Source organism: Streptomyces sp. NPDC028907, from assembly GCF_055564995.1.
Map to the genome: position 1 here is coordinate 146296 of NZ_JBVHVE010000002.1, position 20119 is coordinate 166414.

Sequence of the window (20119 nt, forward strand, 5' to 3'; positions counted from 1 at the left end):
AGGATCGCGGCCATGCCTTCTGCCGTTCTCTCCAGTCAGGGCGCTTTCACGGCGCTGCGGTTCGGGCGGTACGCGGCGATGGGTACGGTCGCGGTGCTGATTCTGATCGCGGGCGTGTGGGCGTCCTGGGGCAGTGCGCAGCATGTGATGCTCACGAAGGGCCGGGAGAGCGGCACGATCAAGGTGACGCGGTGTGGTGCGGACACGTGCAGTGGGCCGTACGCGCCGATTTCGGCGGGGTCGCGGGCGCGCGGGTCGGTGACCATCGAGAAGACCGTGGCCGTGCGCACGGGGCAGACGTACACGGTTGTGGTGAAGCCGGGCAGTGACGACGTCGTACGGTCGGGGCCGGCGGGTGTCCTGTACGCGTGGGTTCCGCTGGGCGGTGCGTTGTTGCTGGCCGCCGTCGTCGTAGCAGGTGGGTTGGGGCGGACGCGGTTTGCGTGGGTGCTGGCGGGCTCAGGGATCGCGTTGCTGACCGCGGCGTTCGTGACGGTCTGAGGTCTTGGCCGTTCTCCATATCTGTGGAGGATCTGAGTGTTGCCTGTTCGTGATTGACCGGGGGTCAGTCCGGGCTGGATGCTGAGCCGCCCCCTCCACATCTTCCCGTTCCTTCTCGAAGATGGACTACTGCCTCATGCGTACCCTCAACCGCGTCGGCGCTCTCTCCGCCGTCGCCGCGGCCGCGTTGCTGTCCGCGCCGGCCGCCGCCCACGCCACCGCTCCCGGTGACAACGGGACCGTCAAGATCCACGACGCCTCCACCGGCGAGGAACTGCGCAAGAACGAGCCGCACGTGTGCGAGTTCTACCTGGACGCGTTCGGTTTCGACAGCGTGCAGCAGGTCTCCTGGCACATCGAGGCCTGGGCGCCGACGGCCGCCGTGAAGGGCGAGACCGTGAAGTCCGGTGCGATCACGCTGGACGGCGAGGGTCATGGCCGTACGGCGGACATGACGCTGCCCGACGGGCACTACAAGCTGTTCTGGAACTTCGAGGGCGAGAAGGGGTCCGCGAAGCACAAGGTGTTCTGGACGGACTGCGAGGACGAGGAGGAGGGCGGCGGTACGGCGACGCCGTCCGCGTCGGCGTCCGCGTCGCCTTCCGAGACCCCGGGTGAGTCCACCGAGGAGCCTTCCGCGAGCCCGTCGGCGCCGGGCGAGGCGGCCGCGTCGCCGTCGCCGCAGGGCGGTGGTGAGGGCGACCTCGCCGAGACCGGGAACGGCGCGCCGGTGGGCCTGCTGTCCGCGGCGGCCGCTGCGCTGCTCGGCGCGGGCGGCTACCTGGTGTTCCGGCGTCGTAAGGCCTGACCGCCGGGGTGGTGAGACGAACGGTGCCCCCGTGCTCGTACGAGCACGGGGGCACCGTCGTTCGTCCGCTGGGTCAGCCGGTGTTGCGCAGGCCGGCCGCCACGCCGTTCACGGTGAGCAGCAGGGCGCGGGAGAGCAGCGGGTCGGCTGTCTCTCCGGCGGCCGCGGTGTCGCGCTGCCGCTTGAGCAGGGCGACCTGGAGGTAGGAGATGGGGTCCAGGTAGGCGTCGCGGATGGCGAAGGTCTGCTTGAGGACCGGCTGGGCGTCGAGGAGTTCCTGCTCGCCGGTGACCTTGAGGACCTCGGCGACGGTGAGTTCGTGTTCGGCGCGGATGGCGTCGAAGACGTGCTTCAGCTCGTCCGGCACCAGCGTGTCGACGTAGTGGGCGGCGATCCGCAGGTCGGTCTTGGCGAGCGTCATCTCGACGTTGGAGATGAAGTTGCGGAAGAAGTGCCACTGTTCGTGCATCTCGTCGAGCACGGTGTCGAGGCCGGCTTCGCGCAGGGCCTTCAGCCCCGATCCCACGCCGAACCAGCCGGGGACGATCTGCCGGGACTGGGTCCAGCCGAAGACCCACGGGATGGCGCGCAGTCCGTCGAGCGAGACGCCCGAGCCGGGGCGGCGGGAGGGCCGCGAGCCCAGGTGCAGGTCGGCGAGCTGGTCGACCGGCGTGGAGGCGAGGAAGTACGTCGGCAGGTCGGGGTCTTCGACGAGCTTGCGGTAGGCGGCGTGCGCGGCGTCGGAGACGACGTCCATGGCGGCGTCCCAGCGGGCGAGCGCCTCGCCGGACTGGCGGGGGGCGGTGTGCAGGGCGGAGGCCTGCAGTGTCGCCGCGACCGTCAGCTCCAGGTTCTCCCTGGCCAGGGACGGCACGAGGTACTTGTCGGAGATGACCTCGCCCTGCTCGGTGACCTTGATCTCGCCCTCCAGGGTGCCCCAGGGCTGGGCGAGGATCGCGTCGTGGGAGGGGCCGCCGCCGCGGCCGACGGTGCCGCCGCGGCCGTGGAAGAGGCGCAGCCGGACGCCGTAGCGGTGGGCGACGTCGCGCAGGCGGCGCTGGGCGCGGTGGATCTCCCACTGGCTGGTGGTGATGCCGCCGAACTTGGAGGAGTCGGAGTAGCCGAGCATGACCTCCTGGACGTCGCCCCGCAGCGCGACGAGACGCCGGTAGGACGGGTCGGAGAGCATGTCCTCCAGGATGGTGTCGGCGGCCTTCAGCTCGTCCGTGGTCTCCAGGAGCGGGACGATGCCGATCTTGGCCCAGCCGGCGTGCAGGTCGATGAGGCCGGCCTCGCGGGCGAGGACGGCGGCGGCGAAGACGTCGTCGGCGCCCTGGCACATGGAGATGATGTACGACTCGATGACCTCGGGCCCGAAGACCTCCAGGGCCCGCTTGACGGTCTGGAACACGCCGAGGGTCTTCTCGCCGGCGGCGTCCACGGGCGCCGGGGTGGGGGCGAGGGGGCGACGCGAGCGGAGCTCCTTGGCGAGGAGCTTGGAGCGGTAGTCGCGGGGCATGTCCGCGTAGCGCCAGGACTCCTCGCCGAGCCGGTCGAAGAGCTGGCCGAGGGCGTGGTGGTGGGCGTCGGCGTGCTCGCGGACGTCCATGGTGGCCAGCTGGAGGCCGAACGCGGACAGGGTGCGGATGATCCGGTCCATGCGGCCTTCGGCGAACAGCCCGCCGCGGTGTTCCCTGAGCGACGTCTGGATCAGCGTGAGGTCCTGGAGCAGCTCGCCGGTGCCGAGGTAGTCGCGTCCGGCCTCGTGCGGGATGCCCTTGGCGAGGCGGAGCTTGGTGTTCTCCAGCTTCTGCCGGATGCAGGTGGCCTTGAGCCGGTAGGGCTCCTCGGCGTTGAGGCGCTTGTAGCGGGGGCTGATCTCGGGGAGGGCGTCGAGGTCGGCCTGGAGGGAGTCGAGGAGTTCCTGGGTGGCGCCGGTGTAGCGGATGGAGTTCGACAGGAAGCCGCGCAGCTCGTCGATCATCTCCAGGGCGTCGTTGATGCCGTGCTCGTGCTGGAGGATGAGGACGTCCCAGGTCACCTGGGGGGTGACGTTGGGGTTGCCGTCGCGGTCGCCGCCGATCCAGGTGCCGAAGGTGAGGGGGCGGGTGGCGTCGGGCAGCTTGTGGCCGACGCGTTCCAGTTCCGCGGTGAGGTCCTCGAGGACGTCGCCGACGGCGCCGGCGTGCAGTTCGTCGAGGTAGTAGATGGCGTTGCGGGCCTCGTCGGCGGGCTCGGGGCGTACGACGCGGAGCTCGTCCGTCTGCCATACGAGGTCGATGTTCTCGGCCAGTCGGGTGTCATGCCGGCGGCGGTCGCCGTCGAGGACCGGGGTCTCCAGGAGGGCGGCGACACGCCGGAGCTTGTTGAGGACCGAGCGGCGGGCGGCCTCGGTGGGGTGCGCGGTGAAGACGGGGCGCACGTTGAGGTGCTGGATCGTCTGGCGCAGGTGCTCGGGGTCGGCGTCCTTGAGGCGGTCGGCCGTACGGGCGAGGAGGCCGCCCTCGGCGGCACGGCGGGCACGCAGCTCGCGGCCCCGGTGGACCTGTTCGGTGACGTTGGCCAGGTGGAAGTAGGTGGAGAAGGCGCGGACCAGCTTGGCCGCGGTGTCCAGCTCCGTGCCGCGCAGCAGCTCGGCGGCGGCCTCGCCGTCCTCTCGGGTGAGGCGGCGGACCTTCTCGACGAGCTCCAGCAGCTCGGGGCCCTCCTGACGGACGAGGGTCTCGCCGAGGAGGTCACCCAGTCGGCGGATGTCGGCACGCAGTTCGGTGCTGGTGGTCTCCTGAGACACGGTCTGGTCGTCGGCACTGCTCACAGGTGCGGCTCCTTGCAGTGTTGAAGCTCGTCCGGGCGGGGAACCCGGCGCCTGGGCCGCGCGGCTGGGCCGCATACGGCTTCTGACATCCGGGAAGAAATCAGAGCGGACCGCGCTGTCCGACCGACTCCAAGGATAGGTGTCCATGCGGACGCGCAGTCTCTCGGGCTCTTGCCGCAGGGCGACGCACTGCCATACTTACGACGCCGTAGGTTACGGAACCGTAGGGAACGTTTTAACGGAACCTGGGAACAGTTCCCACAGCCCCGGCATCTGCCACAACCCTCGAAACCCCACAGGGGACGCCCATGACCACGAGCTCCGATGTGATCGAAGACGCCCCGAAGGCGAACGACGACACCCGACTTCCCTCAGCCACGCTCGGCGGCGAGAAGAAGGGGTCGGTCGAGCAGTTCGCGCTCCTCCTCTTCATCGTCGTCCCGTTCCTGGCGCTCGCCGCCGCGGTGCCGATGGTGTGGGGCTGGGGCGTGAGCTGGCTGGACCTCGGTCTGCTGGCCTTCTTCTACTTCTTCGCCTGCCATGGCGTCACGATCGGCTACCACCGCTACTTCACCCACGGTTCCTTCAAGGCGAAGCGTCCGCTGCGGATCGCGCTCGCCGTCGCGGGCTCGATGGCGGTGGAGGGCCCGCTGGTCCGCTGGGTCGCCGACCACCGCAAGCACCACAAGTTCTCCGACGCGGAGGGTGACCCGCATTCGCCGTGGCGTTACGGGGAGACCGTCCCGGCACTGATGAAGGGCCTGTGGTGGGCGCACATCGGCTGGATGTTCGACGAGGAGCGCACCCCGCAGGACAAGTACGCGCCTGACCTGATCAAGGACCGGGCGATCCGCGCGATCTCGCGTCAGTTCATCTGGTGGACGGTGCTGTCGCTGGCCCTGCCGGCGCTGATCGGCGGTCTGGTGACGATGTCCTGGTGGGGCGCGTTCACGGGCTTCTTCTGGGGCTCGCTCGTGCGGGTGGCCCTGCTGCACCACGTGACCTGGTCGATCAACTCGATCTGCCACGCGGTGGGCAAGCGGCCGTTCAAGTCGCGTGACCGTTCGGGCAACGTGTGGTGGCTGGCCGTGCTCTCGTGCGGTGAGTCCTGGCACAACCTGCACCATGCCGACCCGACGTCCGCGCGCCACGGTGTGGAGCGGGGCCAGATCGACTCCTCGGCCCGGTTCATCCGCTGGTTCGAGATGCTCGGCTGGGCGTACGACGTGCGCTGGCCGTCACGCTCGCGTATCGATTCGCGCCGGAACACCGGGGAAGGCGGCTCCCGGCGCCGGAAGGAGCCTGCCGAGGCGGCATGATTGACGCCGTGGCGACCGACTCGAGCAGTACCCCCAGCAACGACAAGCCTCGGCGGACGCGCCGTACCCGGATGACCGGTGCGGAGCGGCGCCAGCAGTTGCTGGAGATCGGTCGCACGCTGTTCGCCGCGAAGGGTTTCGAGGGCACGTCGGTGGAGGAGATCGCGGCGAAGGCCGGGGTCTCCAAGCCGGTGGTGTACGAGCACTTCGGCGGCAAGGAGGGGCTGTACGCGGTGGTCGTGGACCGTGAGATGCGGCGCCTGCTGGACATGGTGACCGGTTCGCTGACGGCCGGGCACCCGCGCGAACTGTGCGAACAGGCGGCGTTCGCGCTGCTGGACTACATCGAGGAGTACACGGACGGTTTCCGCATCCTGGTCCGTGACTCGCCCATCCCCCAGTCGACGGGTTCCTTCGCCTCGCTGATCTCGGACATCGCGACCCAGGTGGAGGACATCCTGGGCCGCGAGTTCAAGAGCCGCGGCTTCGACCCCAAGCTGGCCCCGCTGTACGCCCAGGCCCTGGTCGGGATGGTCGCCCTGACCGGCCAGTGGTGGCTCGACGTCCGCCGCCCGAAGAAGGCGGAGGTGGCCGCGCACCTGGTGAATCTGGCGTGGCACGGGCTGGACGGGCTGGAGGCGAAGCCGCGGCTGATAGGGCACCGCAAGAGCTGACGCGCCGGGCGCCGCCCGCTGGGGGCGCCCGCTGGGGCCCCCTCAGTGCTTGAAGGTGTCCTTCCCCTTCTCCTTCGCCTGCCGGGCGTCGCCCTTCATCTGGTCGGTCTTGCCCTCGGCGGTCATCCGCTCGTTGCCGGTCATCCGGCCCATGGCTTCCTTGGCCTTGCCCTTGACCTGTTCCTTCTTCGCACGGGTCTTCTCTTCCTTCGCCACGTTCCTCACTCCTCGCGAGGCTCGACGTCGGTGTCATCGATCGGGTGACCCTGCGCTGGGGCACTCAAACGGCGAGCAGGTGGTGGCGCTGCTCGTCTCCCCTCAGGTGATCGAAGATCTTCAAGACGCGCTGGCGGTCGCCGACTACCGGCGGCGCAAGGCGGAGGGCTCACTCGGAGAGGGCATCCCGCACGAGGAGGTACCGCGCCTGCTGGGACCGCGGCGGTCATGATGTGACCGGCTCCAGGAACTCCAGGCGGTTCCCCACCGGGTCGTAGGAGTAGAACCGCTTGTGCCCCGGCAGGTGCTGGTCCCAGGTGACGACCGCTCCCCGGGCCGCCAGCCGGGCGGCGTACGTCTCGATCCCGGTGACCCGCAGGCCGGGGTGGGCCTTCTTGGCGGGCCGGAAGTCCTCCTCGATACCGAGATGCAGCTGTACGGGTCCCGTCTGGAACCAGCAGCCCCCGCGCGCGGCGAGCGCGGGCGGCTTGGGGATCTCCGTCATCCCGAGGACATCGACGTAGTACGTCCGCAGCCGCTCCTCCGTGCCGGGCGGGGCCGCGAGCTGGACGTGGTCGACGGCGGTGATCATCACGCCCCCCTGCGGGCCACGGCGAAGATGCGCCGGAACGGGAAGGGGGTGCCGTGCGCCCCGGCCGGGTAGGCCGCGCGCAGGGCGTCCCGGTACTCGTCGAGGAAGGCGTCCCGCGCCTCGGGGGCGTCGGCGAGGGCGGTGAGGACCGGTCGTAGGCCCGTCCCCTTGACCCAGTCCAGCACCGGGTCGTCGCCGGTCAGGAGGTGGACGTACGTCGTCTCCCACACGTCCGCGAGGCAGCCGAGGTCGGTGAGGCGGGCGAGGTAGTCCTGCGGGGCGAGGACGGCGTCGTCGTGGCGCAGGGTGTCGGTGAGGCCGTGGCGGTGGGCGAGGTCGCGCATCAGGCGGTGGCTGGGGGCGTCGAAGTTGCCGGGGACCTGGAAGGCGAAGGTGCCGCCGGGCCGCAGGCCCTTCACCCAGGCGCCGAAGTGCTCCACATGGTCCGGCACCCACTGCAGCGTGGCGTTGCTGACGATCAGGTCGTACGGCTCGTCGGGCGTCCAGGTCCGTACGTCGGCGTGGGCGAAGTCGAGGCGGCCGCCGCCCGGGGTCGGGCCCTCGTGCTCGACGTGGGCCTTGTCGAGCATCTCGGCGGAGCTGTCGTAGCCGGTGATGTGTGCGCCGGGCCAGCGGTCGGCGAGCAGGGCGGTGACGTTGCCGGGTCCGCAGCCGAGGTCGGCGATGCGGGGCCGGTCGCCGGGGAGGTCGGGTACCTGGGCGAGGAGGTCGACGAAGGGGCGGGCACGGTGGCCGGCGTGACGCAGGTACTGCGCGGGGTCCCAGGTGGGGGCGGCGGACATGGGGAGGCCTCCTGACGGTCGGTCGCTCGTTCTCCAGCCTGCCCTCCCGAATATCTTGACGTCAAGAGACTTCACGTCGACACAACCACTACACTGATCGTCATGGAGGACGAGGTCGATCGGCTGGTCGCAGCGTGGCGCCGGGAGCGCCCGGACCTCGACGTGGAACCGCTCGAGGTACTCAGCCGGGTCAGCAGACTGGCCCGGCATCTGGACCGCGCACGGCGGCTGGCCTTCTCCGAGCACAGTCTGGAGCCCTGGGAGTTCGACGTACTGACCGCGCTCCGCCGCGCCGGGACGCCGTACCAGCTCTCCCCCGGCCAGCTCCTGACCCAGACCCTGGTCACCTCGGGCACGATGACGAACCGCATCGACCGCCTGGCCAAGAAGGGCCTGGTGGAACGCCTCCCCGACCCCAGCGACCGACGGGGCGTACTGGTCCGCCTCACCCCCGAGGGCCGCGACCGCGCCGACCAGGCCCTCGCCGGCCTCCTGGACCAGGAACGCGCGATCCTCGCGGAACTCTCCCGCGCCCAGCGGGGCGAACTGGCGGGCCTGCTGCGGCAGCTGACGGCCCCGTTCGACAACATCCCTGGATAGGGCGTCAGCAGTAGGGGTCTCCTGCCTCGCCTAGTTCCACCGTGCCGGCCTGACGGCGTGATCCTCGTGCGAGCCTGCCTACCCGTCACGACAGCCGACCGCCCCGGCCGACCGGAAACAACCTCGGCGCGGCTGCTCGACCCCGCAGCAACCAGGCACAGCCGCCCTCTACGCCAACTGACCGCCCCGCTCTACGACATCCCCGGTCAGATCCACCGGCCCCACTCCCGCCCGGCGCGCGAGCGCGACCGCGGCGAGGGTCGAGTGGACGCCCAGCTTGCCGAGGACGTTCTGCATGTGGGTGCGGACGGTGTGAGGGGAGAGGTAGAGGCGTTCGGCGACGGCCTTGCGGCCGAGGCCCGCCACCATGCAGCGCAGGACTTCGCGTTCGCGCGGGGTCAGGGACTCCACGAGGCGTTCGCTCTCGGTGCGGTGTTTGCGTGCGGCCGTCAGTTCGCGCAGGACGCCCGTGAGCAGGGCGGGCGGCAGATGGGTCTCGTCGCGCAGCACCCCGCGGATGACGGTGAGCAGCCGGGACAGCGAGCAGTCCTTGGCCACCCACCCGGAGGCCCCGGCCTGGAGGGCGAGCGCGGCCCGGCGCGGATCGTCCTTCTCGGCGAGGACGATGATCCGTACCGCGGGCTGCGCGGTGCGGACCCCGGCGACGAGCGAGATGCCGTCGACGAGCCCGTCCTCGCTCACCTCCTGGACCGGCACGGCCGGGCGGATGCCCTGGACGTTGCCGCCCAGGTCGGCGTCGACGAGAAGCACGTCGAACCGACGCCCCTCGGCGGCCGCGCGCTCCAGACTGCGCAGCGCCGCCGGACCGCTGCCGGCGGCGGAGACGTCGACGTCGGGCTCGGCCGCCAGTGCGGCGGCGAGCGACTCGGCGAAGATGCGATGGTCGTCGACGACCAGGACTCGGATGCGAACCACGAAACCCCCTTCCCCAAGCTCCCGAAGAGCAGGGGATACCCCATCGTCATGAGGACGACACCGGGAGACGAACACCGTCGCGGGCACGACGCCCGAAGCGCGGATGGCCGCACGGCCGCCGCCGTGCAGGAACTGCTACCCCCACTTCGGGCGTCGAACCCGACCTGTCTCGCCCCCTGATCAGCACCGGCCCCCACCGGTGCCGTTCATCAGAGTACGGCCGGGCGGCAGGAGGGGAAGGTAATTTGCAGAACTGGTTGGCCGACGCGTTTATGGTGAGCCGCATGTTTCGTCTGGAGACAGAAGTCGACAAATCACGGCACGATCTGCTCCGTCGGCGGCTGCGGGACACCAACACCGCGGCCTCCCCGATCCTGCGCGCCCTGCGCGGAACCCCAGGTGAACGCGAACGTCCGCTCCAGGTCTGGGCGTTGGACGACGCCGGCGCCGTGGCGGGCGGGCTCGTCGGTCACACCTGGACCACCTGGCTCCATGTCACGTACCTCTGGGTCGACGAACACCATCGCGGCGCCCGCCTCGGTTCGCAACTGCTCGCACACGCCGAGCGCACGGCCCGCGACGAACGGGGCTGCACGGCCGTACGCCTGGAGACGTGGGACTTCCAGGCGCCGGCGTTCTACAAGAAGCAGGGGTACGACGTGGTGTGCGTGATCCCGGACTATCCGCCGGGGATCACGGAGTACACCCTCACGAAGCGGCTGGGGTGAGCCGCGGGGGCGTCCAGGCGTGGTGGCGCAGAAGGCCGTGCTTGGCGAGGGCGAAGGGGGTCAGGCGGACGGCCGCGTCGCGTACGGCGACGGCGACCGGGTTGGCGAGCTGGTGCCCCACGCGCCCGGCCTGGCGGGCGGCCCGCGCGACCGCCTGACTGCGGGGGCGGCGCTCGGCGTCGTAGCGGGCGAGGGCCGCCTCGGGGGCGGGCTCGGCGGCGAGCGCGGCGGCCAGGACGACCGCGTCCTGCAGGGCCTGGCAGGCGCCCTGCCCGAGGTTCGGTGGGCCGTGGACCGGGCGGCGGGCCTGCCACCGGGTACGACGTCGGCGTACTTCCGCACCCGCCAGGCCCTGCTCACCGCCCTGGTCCGGCGGCTGGTCGAGCTGGACCAGGCGGAACTCCAGGCGGCCGGCGAGGCCCTGCCGACCCTCCGCACGCCCGGCGAACTCACCGACGCGCTGACCGATTTCATCGCCCTGCGCCTGGCCGGTCCCGCCCGCACCCGCACCGTGGCCCGTTACATCTGCACCGTCGAGAGCGTCCGCCACTCCGAACTCCGCGCGATCCTCACCCCGCACGACAACGCGGCCCACACCGCCGTCCGCACCTTCCTGACCAGTCACGGCGCCCCGGACCCGGCGGGCCGCGCTCTGACGCTGCTGTACTGCGTCGACGGGTTGGTGTTCAGCGGGCTGGCGACGGGGCGGACGGTGGCGCGGGAGGAGGTCGAAGGGCTGGTGGTGGCGGCTCTTCGGAGGGCCGGAGGACGGGCGTAGGCGAGCTGGACCGTCCGCCACGCTATGGACGGCCAGGTCGAGTTGGGATTTCATGACCGCATGACGAGCAGAGAGCGGTGGACCATGGCTCTCTGGCTGGCCGGGATCGTCGTGGCCGTCTGGGCGGTGATCCGGTTCGGACTGGAGCCGGTGACGGCGGCCCTGGGGATCGGCGGGACCATGCTCATCGCCTCACCGGCCAGATCCCTCGTCCAGCGCACCTGGGCGTGGAACGCCGAGCGCAGCGAGGGTGACCGACTCGACGCGGCGGCGGCCGCGTTGAACCACGCGATCGAGCGGCACTGGACCACCGAGGCCGGCCGCCGCAAGCAGCATCTCGCGGTGGACCGCATCCCCGTGCTGTGGGACACCGTCCGCGAACCCCACTCCCGCACGCCCGCTGGGGCAGGCACCCCTGCTGGTGGCCCGCCGGCCCGGCACGGCACGCTCGACGCCCTGATCGACGACTACCTCGCCCACCCCTCCCGCCTGGTCGTCGTCGGTGACGCGGGCTCCGGCAAGACGGGCCTGTGCGTCGATCTGACCCTCGCGCTGTGCCGCCGGGGCGACCTGGGGCGTGTCCCGGTGCTGCTCCAACTGTCCGCGTGGGACCCGGAGACGAGCTTCCAGGACTGGATCGTCCGCCGTCTCACCGAGGACTACGGCTTCCTCGGCGACACGACGAAGTACGGCAGCGGCGCGGCGAGGGAACTCCTCGTCCACCGCCGGCTGCTGCCGCTCCTCGACGGCCTCGACGAACTGCCTCCCGAGGCGCGGGGCCAGGTGCTGCGCGCGCTGCGGGAGAACACGCACCTGCCGACGGACACCGTCCTGACCTGCCGTACCGAGGAGTTCCACGCGACGACGGCCGAGGAGCCGCTGCCGGACAGTCGTGTCGTACGGCTGCTGCCGGTCGCCGCCGAGGACACCGTCACGTATCTGGAGTCCCACTTCCCCGACGACCTGGAGCGCTGGGAACCGGTCCTGCGCAGTCTGCGCACCGATCCGACGGGACCGCTGGCCACCGCCCTGTCCCGGCCGTTGATGCTGTTCCTGACCCGTGCCACCTACCAGCCCCGCGGCAGCACCCCGCGTGACCTGCTGGACTCCGGTCGGTTCGGCACGAGCGAGGCGATCGAGGCGTATCTGCTCGACATGTTCGTCCCGGTCGTCTTCGAGTCACCGCCCGTCGGGGCCGACGACGGCAACCCGGGCCGGCCCGCCCGCTACTGGCCGGCGCCCGCGGCCCTGGGGTATCTCCGGTTCCTCGCGTCCCGGCTGGACTCCCGGCGCCGCGACGGCGAGCACGGTGCCGTGGACCTGAGCTGGTGGGACCTGCGCGTGCTGGCCGGGGTGCCCCGCTACCCGTTCGTCGTGGTCCCCGGCGTGATCGGCACGGTGAGCTGCTGCCTCCTGGGCCTGCTGTTGTTCGGTCTCTTCGGACGGCCCACGTTCGGCGCCCTGTTCGGCGCGGGCGTCGGCGTCGTCTTCAGCCCCCTCCTCGGCCTGCTGCGCACCGAGCCGCCCCGGCGCTTCGCGCCCCGGCGCACCGCACAGCAGCCCCGCCTGGTCCTGCGCCCCCTGCTGCTCGACCTCGGCTTCGGCCTGATCGGGCTGGTCACCGGCGGCCTGATCGCGGGACTGCTGTACTCGGTGACGTACGGGATCGCGGCCGGGCTCGCCTTCGGTGTCGTCTTCGCGACCGCGCGCCGGTTCACCCGCCCCACCGAGCCGAAACACGCGATCACCCCGCGCAGGTCACTGCGGGACGACCGCGACGCGGTGCTGTACGCGTGGCTGTTCGGCTCCGCGGCGGGCGCCGCCGTGGGCGGTTTCCTCGCCACGGCAGGGATCCACAAAGCACGCTACGACCTGGTGTTCTCGGCGTCCGCCGCGACGACGGGTGCGGTCGGCGCCCTGGTCGGCGCACTCCTGGCCGGGGCCGGGCTCGGCATGGTCGTGCTGTCGACCAGCGCCTGGGGCCACTTCAACACGGCCCGGTGGTGGCTGGCCTGGCACCGCCGTACGCCCTGGCACCTGGTCACCTTCCTCGACGACGCGTACCGGCTGGGCGTGCTGCGCTCCACGGGCGCTCACTACCAGTTCCGGCACGCCAGCCTCCAGCACCACTTGGCCGCGGCCCGTCCGGCGGACTCCCCGGCGCCGCGGGGCTCAGCCGATCAGTCGGCCGCCGGCTGACGAGTCGGCCGGTGCGGCGGGCAGCCCGTCGGGCGACGCCGTGAAGAGCAGGGGTTGGCCCAGGACCCAGAAGGTGGTGCGGCTCGGCCAGTACCCGCCCTGCCGCCCGGGCGGGGTCTCGGCGTGGTAGGCGGCGGCGGGGAAGCGGACCTTGCCGGAGGCCAACTGCCGGTCGGCGGCGACCAGTTCGAGGTCCGTGAGGTCCGCGTCCGCAGCCGCCAGCGCCTCGTACTGCCGGCCGGGCAGCGCGAACCGGAACTCCACGGTCACCTTCGACGACCTGCCCGACTTCCGTTCCGACGCCTGGCGGGCGAGGAGTTCGCGCACGTCGTCGCGGGACGCCAGCTCGTAGCTCGACTCGTCCCAGCGGTCCTGCCCCGGCCCCTGCCGGTGCCGCACCGTGCACCGCACGACCTCGAACCAGGTGTCCCGCAGGGTCTCGGTCTGCCCCGCGAGCCACCGCTGCTCGTACTGGCGCTGCCGCTTCTCGGTCCGGCCCAGCGCGAACACACGCCCCAGCAGCCAAAGCGTCAGTGCCGCGGCGGTCCACGTCAGATACGGCCGCGCCCCCGTCTCCACCGCGAACTGCGTGGCGGCCCAGAGCAGCAGGACCAGGGCGAAGCCCCGCCGCGTCGCCCGTTGCGCCTCGGCGAAGCGGGGCGTGCGCAGCCGTACGAGCAGCGCTCTGACCACGGCCGCCGGTCGTGAACCCGGCGGATACAGCGGCACTTGCAGGTCAGGCCGTGGCACGGCGCCCCGACGGCCGCCGGGCAGGCCTGACGGTTCGACTGCTCCTGGTGAAGTCTCCACATCCGACCGTCCATTCCGGACCGGTTGTTCCCCCGTTCAGACCGTACCCGAACGCCGCGCGACGTCACCCCCTGTCGGACGCGCGAGGGGCGCACGGCGCGCATCCGGATGGACTACGCGCGCTGGGCCACGGTAAGGCTTCACGGCATGGGGGAGGCCAGGAGCGACACACGACGTGATGCGGTGGCGGTCCTACGGTGTGCGGTCGCGGCGCGGGGCTGGGGTTCGCTCGTCCGGTTCCTGTGCGTCGACTCCCGGCAGTTGGTGCCGGCGTACGACCGTGCGGTGCTCCCGCTCGTCGAGCGCACCGTGCCCGATGCCAAGGAGCGGCGCCGGATCCACGCGACCCTGCTCGGCACCGGAGTGAAGGTGGGCTTCGCCCTGTGGGGATACGCGTCCATGGCCCGCGTGCCCTTCGACGCCGAACTGGCCGTCCTGGGCAGCTCGTTCACCCGCCTCTACGACGATCTCGTCGACCACGGCGACCGCGCGGACCTGGATGAGGACCTGGCGTCCCTGTTCGCGGGCGAGCCCTTCCGCCCGCACAGCCGCCTGGAGGAACTGCTGCTCCTGCTGCACGACGCCATCGCCGTACGCCTGTCCCACCCGCCCGACGACCCGGTCCATCCCCTCCTGCGGGAACTGCACACCTTCCAACTGCGCTCCCGCGCCCAGCGCGACCCGCGTCTCCCCCTGCCGGAGGTCCTGGAGATCACCAGGGGGAAGGGCGGCCTCGGCATGGTCGCCCTGCTCTCCTTGCTCCGCCCCGGCATGTCAGCGGCGGAACGCGCCCTGCTCACCGAGCTGGGGTACGTCTTCCAACTCCTCGACGACCTGCACGACCTCCCCCTCGACCGCGCCGAGGGCCTCACCACCAGCGCCACCCTGCACGCCTTCTCCCTCACCGACCTGGCCACCCGGATCCGGCGCCTGCGCTCCCGCTTCCGCACCCACTACGGAACCGCGGACCCCCTGACGGCCCACCTGGCCCTGACCCTCATCGGGGCCCTTGTGGCCCCACGCCGCGGCCCGGCCCGCCCCGACCGCCCACGCCGCCGCCCCCGCCTGAGGACGGGTTCACTCGCCCTGCTCCTCTCCCGCACGGGAAACATCCGCCCGAGCACGCGAACGGGGCCGCCCCCGTAGGAACGGCCCCGACCTGCACACCTCGGCTCAGCCGACCCGCCGCGCCCCCGCCGCCGGTACCGCCTCGAAGACCCTCGGTGCCGTGAACCCGGCCGCCGCGAAGGCCTCTTCGACCGCCTTGCTGATGGTGTCGACATCGGTCGCCTCCGCCAGCACGATCGCCGAGCCGCCGAAGCCGCCGCCGGTCATGCGGGCGCCCAGGGCGCCGGACGCCAGGGCCGTGTCCACGACCAGGTCCAGCTCCGGGCAGGAGATGCGGAAGTCGTCGCGCAGTGAGGCGTGCCCCTGGGTCAGGACCGGGCCGATCGCCCGTGTCTCGCCGGACTCCAGCAGGGAGACGACCCGCTCGACGCGCTCGTCCTCGGTGACGACGTGGCGCACCAGGCGGCGTACCTCCTCGTCGTCGCCGAGCCGGTCGAGCGCCGCCTCCAGGTCGTCGTAGGCGACGTCCCGGAGCGCGTCGACGCCGAGCAGCGCCGCGCCCTTCTCGCAGCCCGCGCGGCGCTTGCCGTACTCGCCCTCGCTGTGGGAGTGCTTGACCTGGGTGTCGACGACCAGCAGGCGCAGGCCCAGGGCGGCCAGATCCAAGGGGATCTGCTTCTGGGAGAGGTCCCGGGTGTCGAGGAACAGGGCGTGGCCGGCCTCGCAGCACGCGGACGCCGTCTGGTCCATGATCCCGACCGGCGCGCCGACGTACACGTTCTCGGCGCGCTGGCACAGCCGGGCCAGCTGCCAGCCCTTCTGGCCGAAGTCGTAGAGGTCGTCGAGCGCGAACGCGACCACGACCTCCAGGGCCGCCGACGACGACAGGCCGGCGCCCGACGGCACCGTCGAGGACAGATGGATGTCGGCGCCGGTCACCGCGTGCCCGGCCGCGCGCAGGGCCCAGACCACACCCGACGGGTACGCCGTCCAGTTCCGGTCCGACCCGGGTTCGAGCTCCTCCACGCGCAGCTCGACCACGCCGCCCTCGACGTCCGCCGAGTGCAGGCGCAGCACGCCGTCCTCGCGCCGTGAGACCGCCGCGAGCGCGGTGTGCGGCAGTGCGAACGGCATGACGAAGCCGTCGTTGTAGTCGGTGTGCTCGCCGATCAGGTTGACCCGGCCCGGCGCGGCCCACACCCCTTCCGGCTCGGTCCCGTACAGCTCCTTGAACCGCTCGGCGACCGCGGCTGCCGTGTCGACGCTCATCCCCTGACCCTGACCTTCCCTGCTGAACCGGCCGCAGCGGCCGTGGAACGTACGGCCGTCCGTACCGGCCGTAGAACTTAACCTGCGCGCCGCTGCGTGAACTCCCACGCGTCGGCGACGATCCCCGCGAGGTCCGCGCGGGACGGGTTCCAGCCGAGCCGCTCGCGGGCGGTGTCGGCGGAGGCGACCAGGACGGCCGGGTCGCCGCCGCGGCGCGGGGCCACGACCTCGGGGATCGGGTGCCCGGTGACCTGGCGGACGGTCTCGATGACCTGGCGGACGGAGAAGCCGTTGCCGTTGCCGAGGTTGCAGATGAGGTGCTCGCCGGGCCGAGCGGCCTTCAGCGCGAGCAGGTGGGCCTCGGCGAGGTCGGCGACGTGGATGTAGTCGCGCACGCAGGTGCCGTCGGGCGTCGGGTAGTCGTCGCCGTACACGGAGATCGCCTCGCGCTTGCCCTGGGCGACCTGGAGGACGAGCGGGATGAGGTGCGACTCGGGGTCGTGGCGCTCACCGCAGTCGCCGTAGGCACCGGCGACGTTGAAGTACCGGAGCGACACCGCGCCGAGTCCGTGGGCCGCGGCCTCGCCGGTGATCATGTGGTCGACGGCGAGCTTGGAGGCGCCGTACGGGTTCGTCGGCCGCGTGGGCGCCGACTCGACGATCGGCACCTCCTTCGGCTCGCCGTACGTGGCCGCCGTCGACGAGAACACGAGCCGCCGCACGCCCGCCTCACGCATGGCGCCGAGCAGCGCCATGGTGCCGCCGACGTTGTTGTCCCAGTACTTCTCGGGCTTGACGACCGACTCGCCGACCTGCGAGAACGCGGCAAAGTGCAGCACGGCGTCGAAGGAGGGGTCGAGCCACTTGGCGGCGTCGCGGATGTCGCCCTCGATGAAGGAAGCCCCGGCCGGCACGCCCTCGCGGAAGCCGGTGGAGAGGTTGTCGAGCACGACGACCTCGTCACCCGCCTCCAGCAGATGCTGGGCGACCACGCTGCCCACATAGCCGGCGCCACCGGTGACCAGGTACTTCCCACTCATGAACTCGCTACCTCTCGCAGTCGCTCGGCCGCGCGCTCCGGCGGCACGTCGTTGATGAACACGCTCATGCCGGACTCGGAACCCGCGAGAAACTTCAGCTTGCCGGAAGTGCGGCGGATGGTGAAAAGCTCGAGGTGAAGCGCGAAGTCGTCCCGCACGACGCCCTCGAAGTCCTCCAGCTGCCCGAACGGCGCCTGGTGCCAGGCGGCGATGTACGGCGTCGGAGGCTCGCCTTCCCCGAAGATCCGGTCGAAGCGCCTCAAGAGTTCCAGATAAACCTTGGGGAACTCTGAGCGCGCCTCCTCGTCGAGCGCGAGCAGGTCGGGCACCCGGTTCTTCGGGTACAGGTGGACCTCGTACGGCCAATGCGCGGCGTACGGCACGAAGGCCACCCAGTGTTCACTCTCCAGGACGACCCGCTCGTCGGCGAGTTCACGCTCCAGGACGGCGTCGAAGAGGTTCTCCCCGCCGGTGGCGTCCTTGTGCGCGGCGACGGAGCGCAGCATCAGGGCGGTGCGCGGCGTGGTGAACGGGTAGGCGTAGATCTGCCCGTGCGGATGCCCCAGGGTCACCCCGATCTCGGCGCCGCGGTTCTCGAAGCAGAACACCTGCTGCACGGAGGGCAGAGATGACAGCTCGGAGGTCCGGTCGGTCCACGCGTCGAGCACGAGCCGCGCCTGCTCCTCGGTCAGGTCGGCGAAGGACGCGTTGTGGTCGGAGGTGAAGCAGACGACCTCGCAGCGCCCGGAGTCACCGGCGAGCGAGGGGAAACGGTTCTGGAAGACGACGACGTCGTACGACGAGTCGGGGATCTCGCTCAGCCGGTCGCCCTGCGAGGGGCACAGGGGGCACTCGTCCGCCGGCGGGTGGTAGGTCCGCCCCTGCCGGTGCGAGGCGATGGCGACGCAGTCGCCGAGCAACTCGTCCCGTCGGACCTCGGACGTCGTGACGGTCCGGTCCAGCGGACGGCGGTCGGCGGCGTCCCGCACGGTGTCGTCGCGCAGGTCGTAGTAGACGAGCTCACGACCGTCGGCCAGCTGGGTCGAGGTCTTCTTCACGGCGGACTCCATTCGAGCCACTCAGATCTTCCGAGACTCCTCCGAGCCTCCATCAAACATAACCAAACACAGAGAAACACAACTCACCACCTGCGTCAACATCACAATCAAACAAAGGGCATCATCTGACGTGTTCAATTACTGAACACCGCGGCGTAGGTTCCGCTCTGTATCGGTTCGCGCAACGAAGCGAGTACTTATGCAAACCCCCACACAATCCCCCACCTACCTCGCCGCCGAGCTACGGCTCCCCACGAACTGGCTCGACTACACGCTGCTCGGCATCTACTTCGTCGTCGTCCTCGGCATCGGCTTCGCCGCCCGCCGCTCGGTGAAGACCAGCCTCGACTTCTTCCTCTCCGGCCGCTCCCTGCCCGCCTGGGTCACGGGCCTCGCCTTCATCTCCGCCAACCTGGCGGCGACCGAGATCCTGGGCATGGCGGCGAACAGCGCGCAGTACGGCGCCTACACGGTGCACTGGTACTGGATCGGCGCCATCCCGGCCATGGTCTTCCTGGGCCTGGTGATGATGCCCTTCTACTACGGCAGCAAGGTCCGCTCGGTACCGGAGTTCCTGCTCCTCCGCTTCGACAAATCGGCACACCTGCTCAGTTCGATCCTGTTCGCCTTCGCGGCCATCCTGATCGCCGGCGTGAACCTCTACGCCCTGGCGATCGTCGTCGAGGCCCTCCTGGGCTGGCCCCAATGGGTGGCGATCGTCGTGGCGGGCTTCTTCGTGCTGGCCTACATCACCCTCGGCGGCCTGTCCTCGGCGATCTACAACGAGGTCCTTCAGTTCTTCGTGATCCTGGCGGCCTTGATCCCGATCACCATCCTGGCCCTGAAGAAGGCGGGCGGCTGGGACGGCCTGACGGACAAGCTCACCCAGTCCCACGGCGACGACTTCGTCACCGCGTGGGGCGGCACGGGCATCGGCGAGGCGAACCCCCTCGGCGCGAACTGGCTGACCATCGTCCTCGGCCTCGGCTTCGTCCTCTCCTTCGGCTACTGGACGACGAACTTCGCCGAGGTCCAGCGTGCCCTCTCCGCGAAGAACCTCTCAGCGGCCCAGCGCACCCCGCTGATCGCGGCGTTCCCGAAGATCTTCATCGTGTTCCTGGTGATGATCCCCGGCCTGGCGGCCGCGGCCCTGGTCCCCGGCTTCGGCACCGAGGAGTCCGGCTACCAGTACAACGACGCCATCCCCTACCTCATGGAGGGCCTGCTCCCCAACGGCGTCCTCGGCATCGCGGTGACCGGCCTGCTGGCGGCCTTCATGGCGGGTATGGCGGCGAACGTGTCGTCGTTCAACACGGTGTTCACCACGGACATCTGGGCGAAGTACGTGGTGAGGGACCGCGAGGACGCCTACTACGTCCGCTTCGGCCGCCTGATCACGGCGATCGGAGTCCTGGCGTCCATCGGCACGGCCTTCCTGGCCTCCTCCTTCTCCAACATCATGAGCTACCTCCAGACCCTGTTCTCCTTCTTCAACGTACCGATGTTCGTGGTCTTCATCGTCGGCATGTTCTGGAAGCGGGCGTCGATGAAGTCGGGCTTCTGGGGCCTGCTGGCCGGCACCACGGCCGCGATGATCAACTACTTCGTCCTCTACAAGCAGGACGTCATCAGCATCCCCTCCGACCAGGGCGCGAACTTCGTCTCGGCCATCGCGGGCTTCGTGGCCGGCGCGGTCGTCATGGTGGCCGTCTCCCTCTTCACGGCGCCCAAGCCGACGGAGGATCTCCAGGGGCTGGTCTACGGCACCCGTTCGCCCGGCATGGCCGAGCCGCCGGCCGAGGGGGACGACGCGTGGTACCGGAAGCCGGCGCTGCTGGGTTGGGGCGCGGTGGTGCTGGCGGCCGCCTGCTACATCCCGTTCTCGTTCTCGTTCTGACGACCGGA

General features: G+C 70.9%; 19 protein-coding genes and 1 pseudogene. 10 read left to right on the top strand and 10 right to left on the bottom strand.

Annotation, left to right across the window (positions count from 1 at the left end; translation table 11 throughout):
* The first annotated feature begins 12 nt into the window (after window positions 1-12).
* On the top strand, window positions 13-501 hold the full coding sequence (locus ACZ4UU_RS05055) for a hypothetical protein (RefSeq protein WP_468036539.1): 489 nt from the start codon (window positions 13-15) through the stop codon (window positions 499-501).
* 136 nt (window positions 502-637) lie between these two features.
* Window positions 638-1309, top strand: coding sequence for an LPXTG cell wall anchor domain-containing protein (locus ACZ4UU_RS05060; RefSeq protein WP_468036540.1), 672 nt, complete (start codon window positions 638-640; stop codon window positions 1307-1309).
* A gap of 73 nt (window positions 1310-1382) precedes the next feature.
* On the opposite strand, the gene ppc is transcribed toward ACZ4UU_RS05060, so the two are convergent.
* Complete coding sequence (gene ppc / locus ACZ4UU_RS05065) at window positions 1383-4124, bottom strand: phosphoenolpyruvate carboxylase (protein ID WP_468036541.1); 2742 nt, start codon at window positions 4122-4124, stop codon at window positions 1383-1385.
* A gap of 308 nt (window positions 4125-4432) precedes the next feature.
* Between ppc and ACZ4UU_RS05070 the strand changes: the two genes are divergently transcribed.
* Window positions 4433-5443, top strand: a complete 1011-nt coding sequence (locus ACZ4UU_RS05070; protein ID WP_468036542.1) for an acyl-CoA desaturase — start codon at window positions 4433-4435, stop codon at window positions 5441-5443.
* The gene (locus ACZ4UU_RS05075) at window positions 5440-6117 is read left to right on the top strand and encodes a TetR family transcriptional regulator (protein WP_468036543.1); all 678 of its coding nucleotides are present in this window, start codon (window positions 5440-5442) and stop codon (window positions 6115-6117) included. The genes ACZ4UU_RS05070 and ACZ4UU_RS05075 overlap by 4 nt, the downstream gene beginning before the upstream one ends.
* 42 nt (window positions 6118-6159) lie before the next feature.
* On the opposite strand, the gene ACZ4UU_RS05080 is transcribed toward ACZ4UU_RS05075, so the two are convergent.
* From ACZ4UU_RS05080 to ACZ4UU_RS05090, 3 genes are all read right to left on the bottom strand, one after another.
* A complete protein-coding gene (locus ACZ4UU_RS05080; RefSeq protein ID WP_468036544.1) occupies window positions 6160-6333 on the bottom strand; it encodes a CsbD family protein in 174 nt (57 codons plus the stop codon).
* 226 nt (window positions 6334-6559) lie between these two features.
* On the bottom strand, window positions 6560-6925 hold the full coding sequence (locus ACZ4UU_RS05085) for a VOC family protein (RefSeq protein ID WP_468036545.1): 366 nt from the start codon (window positions 6923-6925) through the stop codon (window positions 6560-6562).
* Window positions 6925-7728: a trans-aconitate 2-methyltransferase gene (locus tag ACZ4UU_RS05090; RefSeq protein WP_468036546.1), complete on the bottom strand. Its 804-nt coding sequence runs from the start codon at window positions 7726-7728 to the stop codon at window positions 6925-6927. Before ACZ4UU_RS05090 ends, ACZ4UU_RS05085 begins: the two co-directional genes overlap by 1 nt.
* A gap of 102 nt (window positions 7729-7830) precedes the next feature.
* On the opposite strand from ACZ4UU_RS05090, the gene tamR reads away from it, so the two are divergent.
* Window positions 7831-8328 (top strand): MarR family transcriptional regulator TamR, encoded by a 498-nt coding sequence (tamR, locus tag ACZ4UU_RS05095; RefSeq protein ID WP_062722200.1) that lies wholly within the window; start codon window positions 7831-7833, stop codon window positions 8326-8328.
* 168 nt (window positions 8329-8496) lie between these two features.
* Here tamR and ACZ4UU_RS05100 read toward each other — a convergent pair whose 3' ends face one another.
* Window positions 8497-9264, bottom strand: a complete 768-nt coding sequence (locus ACZ4UU_RS05100; RefSeq protein WP_468036547.1) for a LuxR C-terminal-related transcriptional regulator — start codon at window positions 9262-9264, stop codon at window positions 8497-8499.
* 272 nt (window positions 9265-9536) lie between these two features.
* On the opposite strand from ACZ4UU_RS05100, the gene ACZ4UU_RS05105 reads away from it, so the two are divergent.
* Complete coding sequence (locus ACZ4UU_RS05105) at window positions 9537-9992, top strand: GNAT family N-acetyltransferase (RefSeq protein WP_468037853.1); 456 nt, start codon at window positions 9537-9539, stop codon at window positions 9990-9992.
* On the opposite strand, the pseudogene ACZ4UU_RS05110 reads toward ACZ4UU_RS05105, so the two are convergent.
* A pseudogene (locus ACZ4UU_RS05110) lies at window positions 9973-10275 on the bottom strand (FAD-dependent monooxygenase); the annotation flags it as partial. The gene ACZ4UU_RS05105 and the pseudogene ACZ4UU_RS05110 sit on opposite strands and share 20 nt — an antisense overlap.
* Window positions 10276-10281: 6 nt before the next feature.
* On the opposite strand from ACZ4UU_RS05110, the gene ACZ4UU_RS05115 reads away from it, so the two are divergent.
* On the top strand, window positions 10282-10770 hold the full coding sequence (locus ACZ4UU_RS05115; protein WP_468037855.1) for a TetR/AcrR family transcriptional regulator: 489 nt from the start codon (window positions 10282-10284) through the stop codon (window positions 10768-10770).
* A 60-nt stretch (window positions 10771-10830) separates the two neighbouring features.
* Window positions 10831-12969 carry an NACHT domain-containing protein gene (locus ACZ4UU_RS05120; RefSeq protein WP_468036548.1) on the top strand — a complete coding sequence of 713 codons (2139 nt, stop codon included), beginning with the start codon at window positions 10831-10833 and terminating at the stop codon, window positions 12967-12969.
* On the opposite strand, the gene ACZ4UU_RS05125 is transcribed toward ACZ4UU_RS05120, so the two are convergent.
* Window positions 12943-13662, bottom strand: coding sequence for a hypothetical protein (locus tag ACZ4UU_RS05125; protein WP_468036549.1), 720 nt, complete (start codon window positions 13660-13662; stop codon window positions 12943-12945). The two genes, ACZ4UU_RS05120 and ACZ4UU_RS05125, sit on opposite strands and share 27 nt — an antisense overlap.
* 264 nt (window positions 13663-13926) lie before the next feature.
* Here ACZ4UU_RS05125 and ACZ4UU_RS05130 point away from each other — a divergent pair, with 264 nt between their 5' ends.
* Window positions 13927-14925, top strand: a complete 999-nt coding sequence (locus ACZ4UU_RS05130; protein WP_468036550.1) for a hypothetical protein — start codon at window positions 13927-13929, stop codon at window positions 14923-14925.
* Between the two features lie 27 nt (window positions 14926-14952).
* Here ACZ4UU_RS05130 and galK read toward each other — a convergent pair whose 3' ends face one another.
* The 3 genes from galK to galT all read right to left on the bottom strand — a co-directional run bounded on the left by galK (window position 14953) and on the right by galT (window position 18214).
* Window positions 14953-16116: a galactokinase gene (gene galK / locus ACZ4UU_RS05135; protein ID WP_468036551.1), complete on the bottom strand. Its 1164-nt coding sequence runs from the start codon at window positions 16114-16116 to the stop codon at window positions 14953-14955.
* A gap of 77 nt (window positions 16117-16193) precedes the next feature.
* Entirely contained in the window at window positions 16194-17156 is a 963-nt protein-coding gene (galE, locus tag ACZ4UU_RS05140) for a UDP-glucose 4-epimerase GalE (RefSeq protein ID WP_468036552.1), read from the bottom strand.
* The gene (gene galT / locus ACZ4UU_RS05145) at window positions 17153-18214 is read right to left on the bottom strand and encodes a galactose-1-phosphate uridylyltransferase (RefSeq protein ID WP_468036553.1); all 1062 of its coding nucleotides are present in this window, start codon (window positions 18212-18214) and stop codon (window positions 17153-17155) included. The genes galE and galT overlap by 4 nt, the downstream gene beginning before the upstream one ends.
* 199 nt (window positions 18215-18413) lie before the next feature.
* Here galT and ACZ4UU_RS05150 point away from each other — a divergent pair, with 199 nt between their 5' ends.
* Entirely contained in the window at window positions 18414-20111 is a 1698-nt protein-coding gene (locus ACZ4UU_RS05150) for a sodium:solute symporter family protein (RefSeq protein ID WP_468036554.1), read from the top strand.
* Window positions 20112-20119 lie beyond the last annotated feature (8 nt).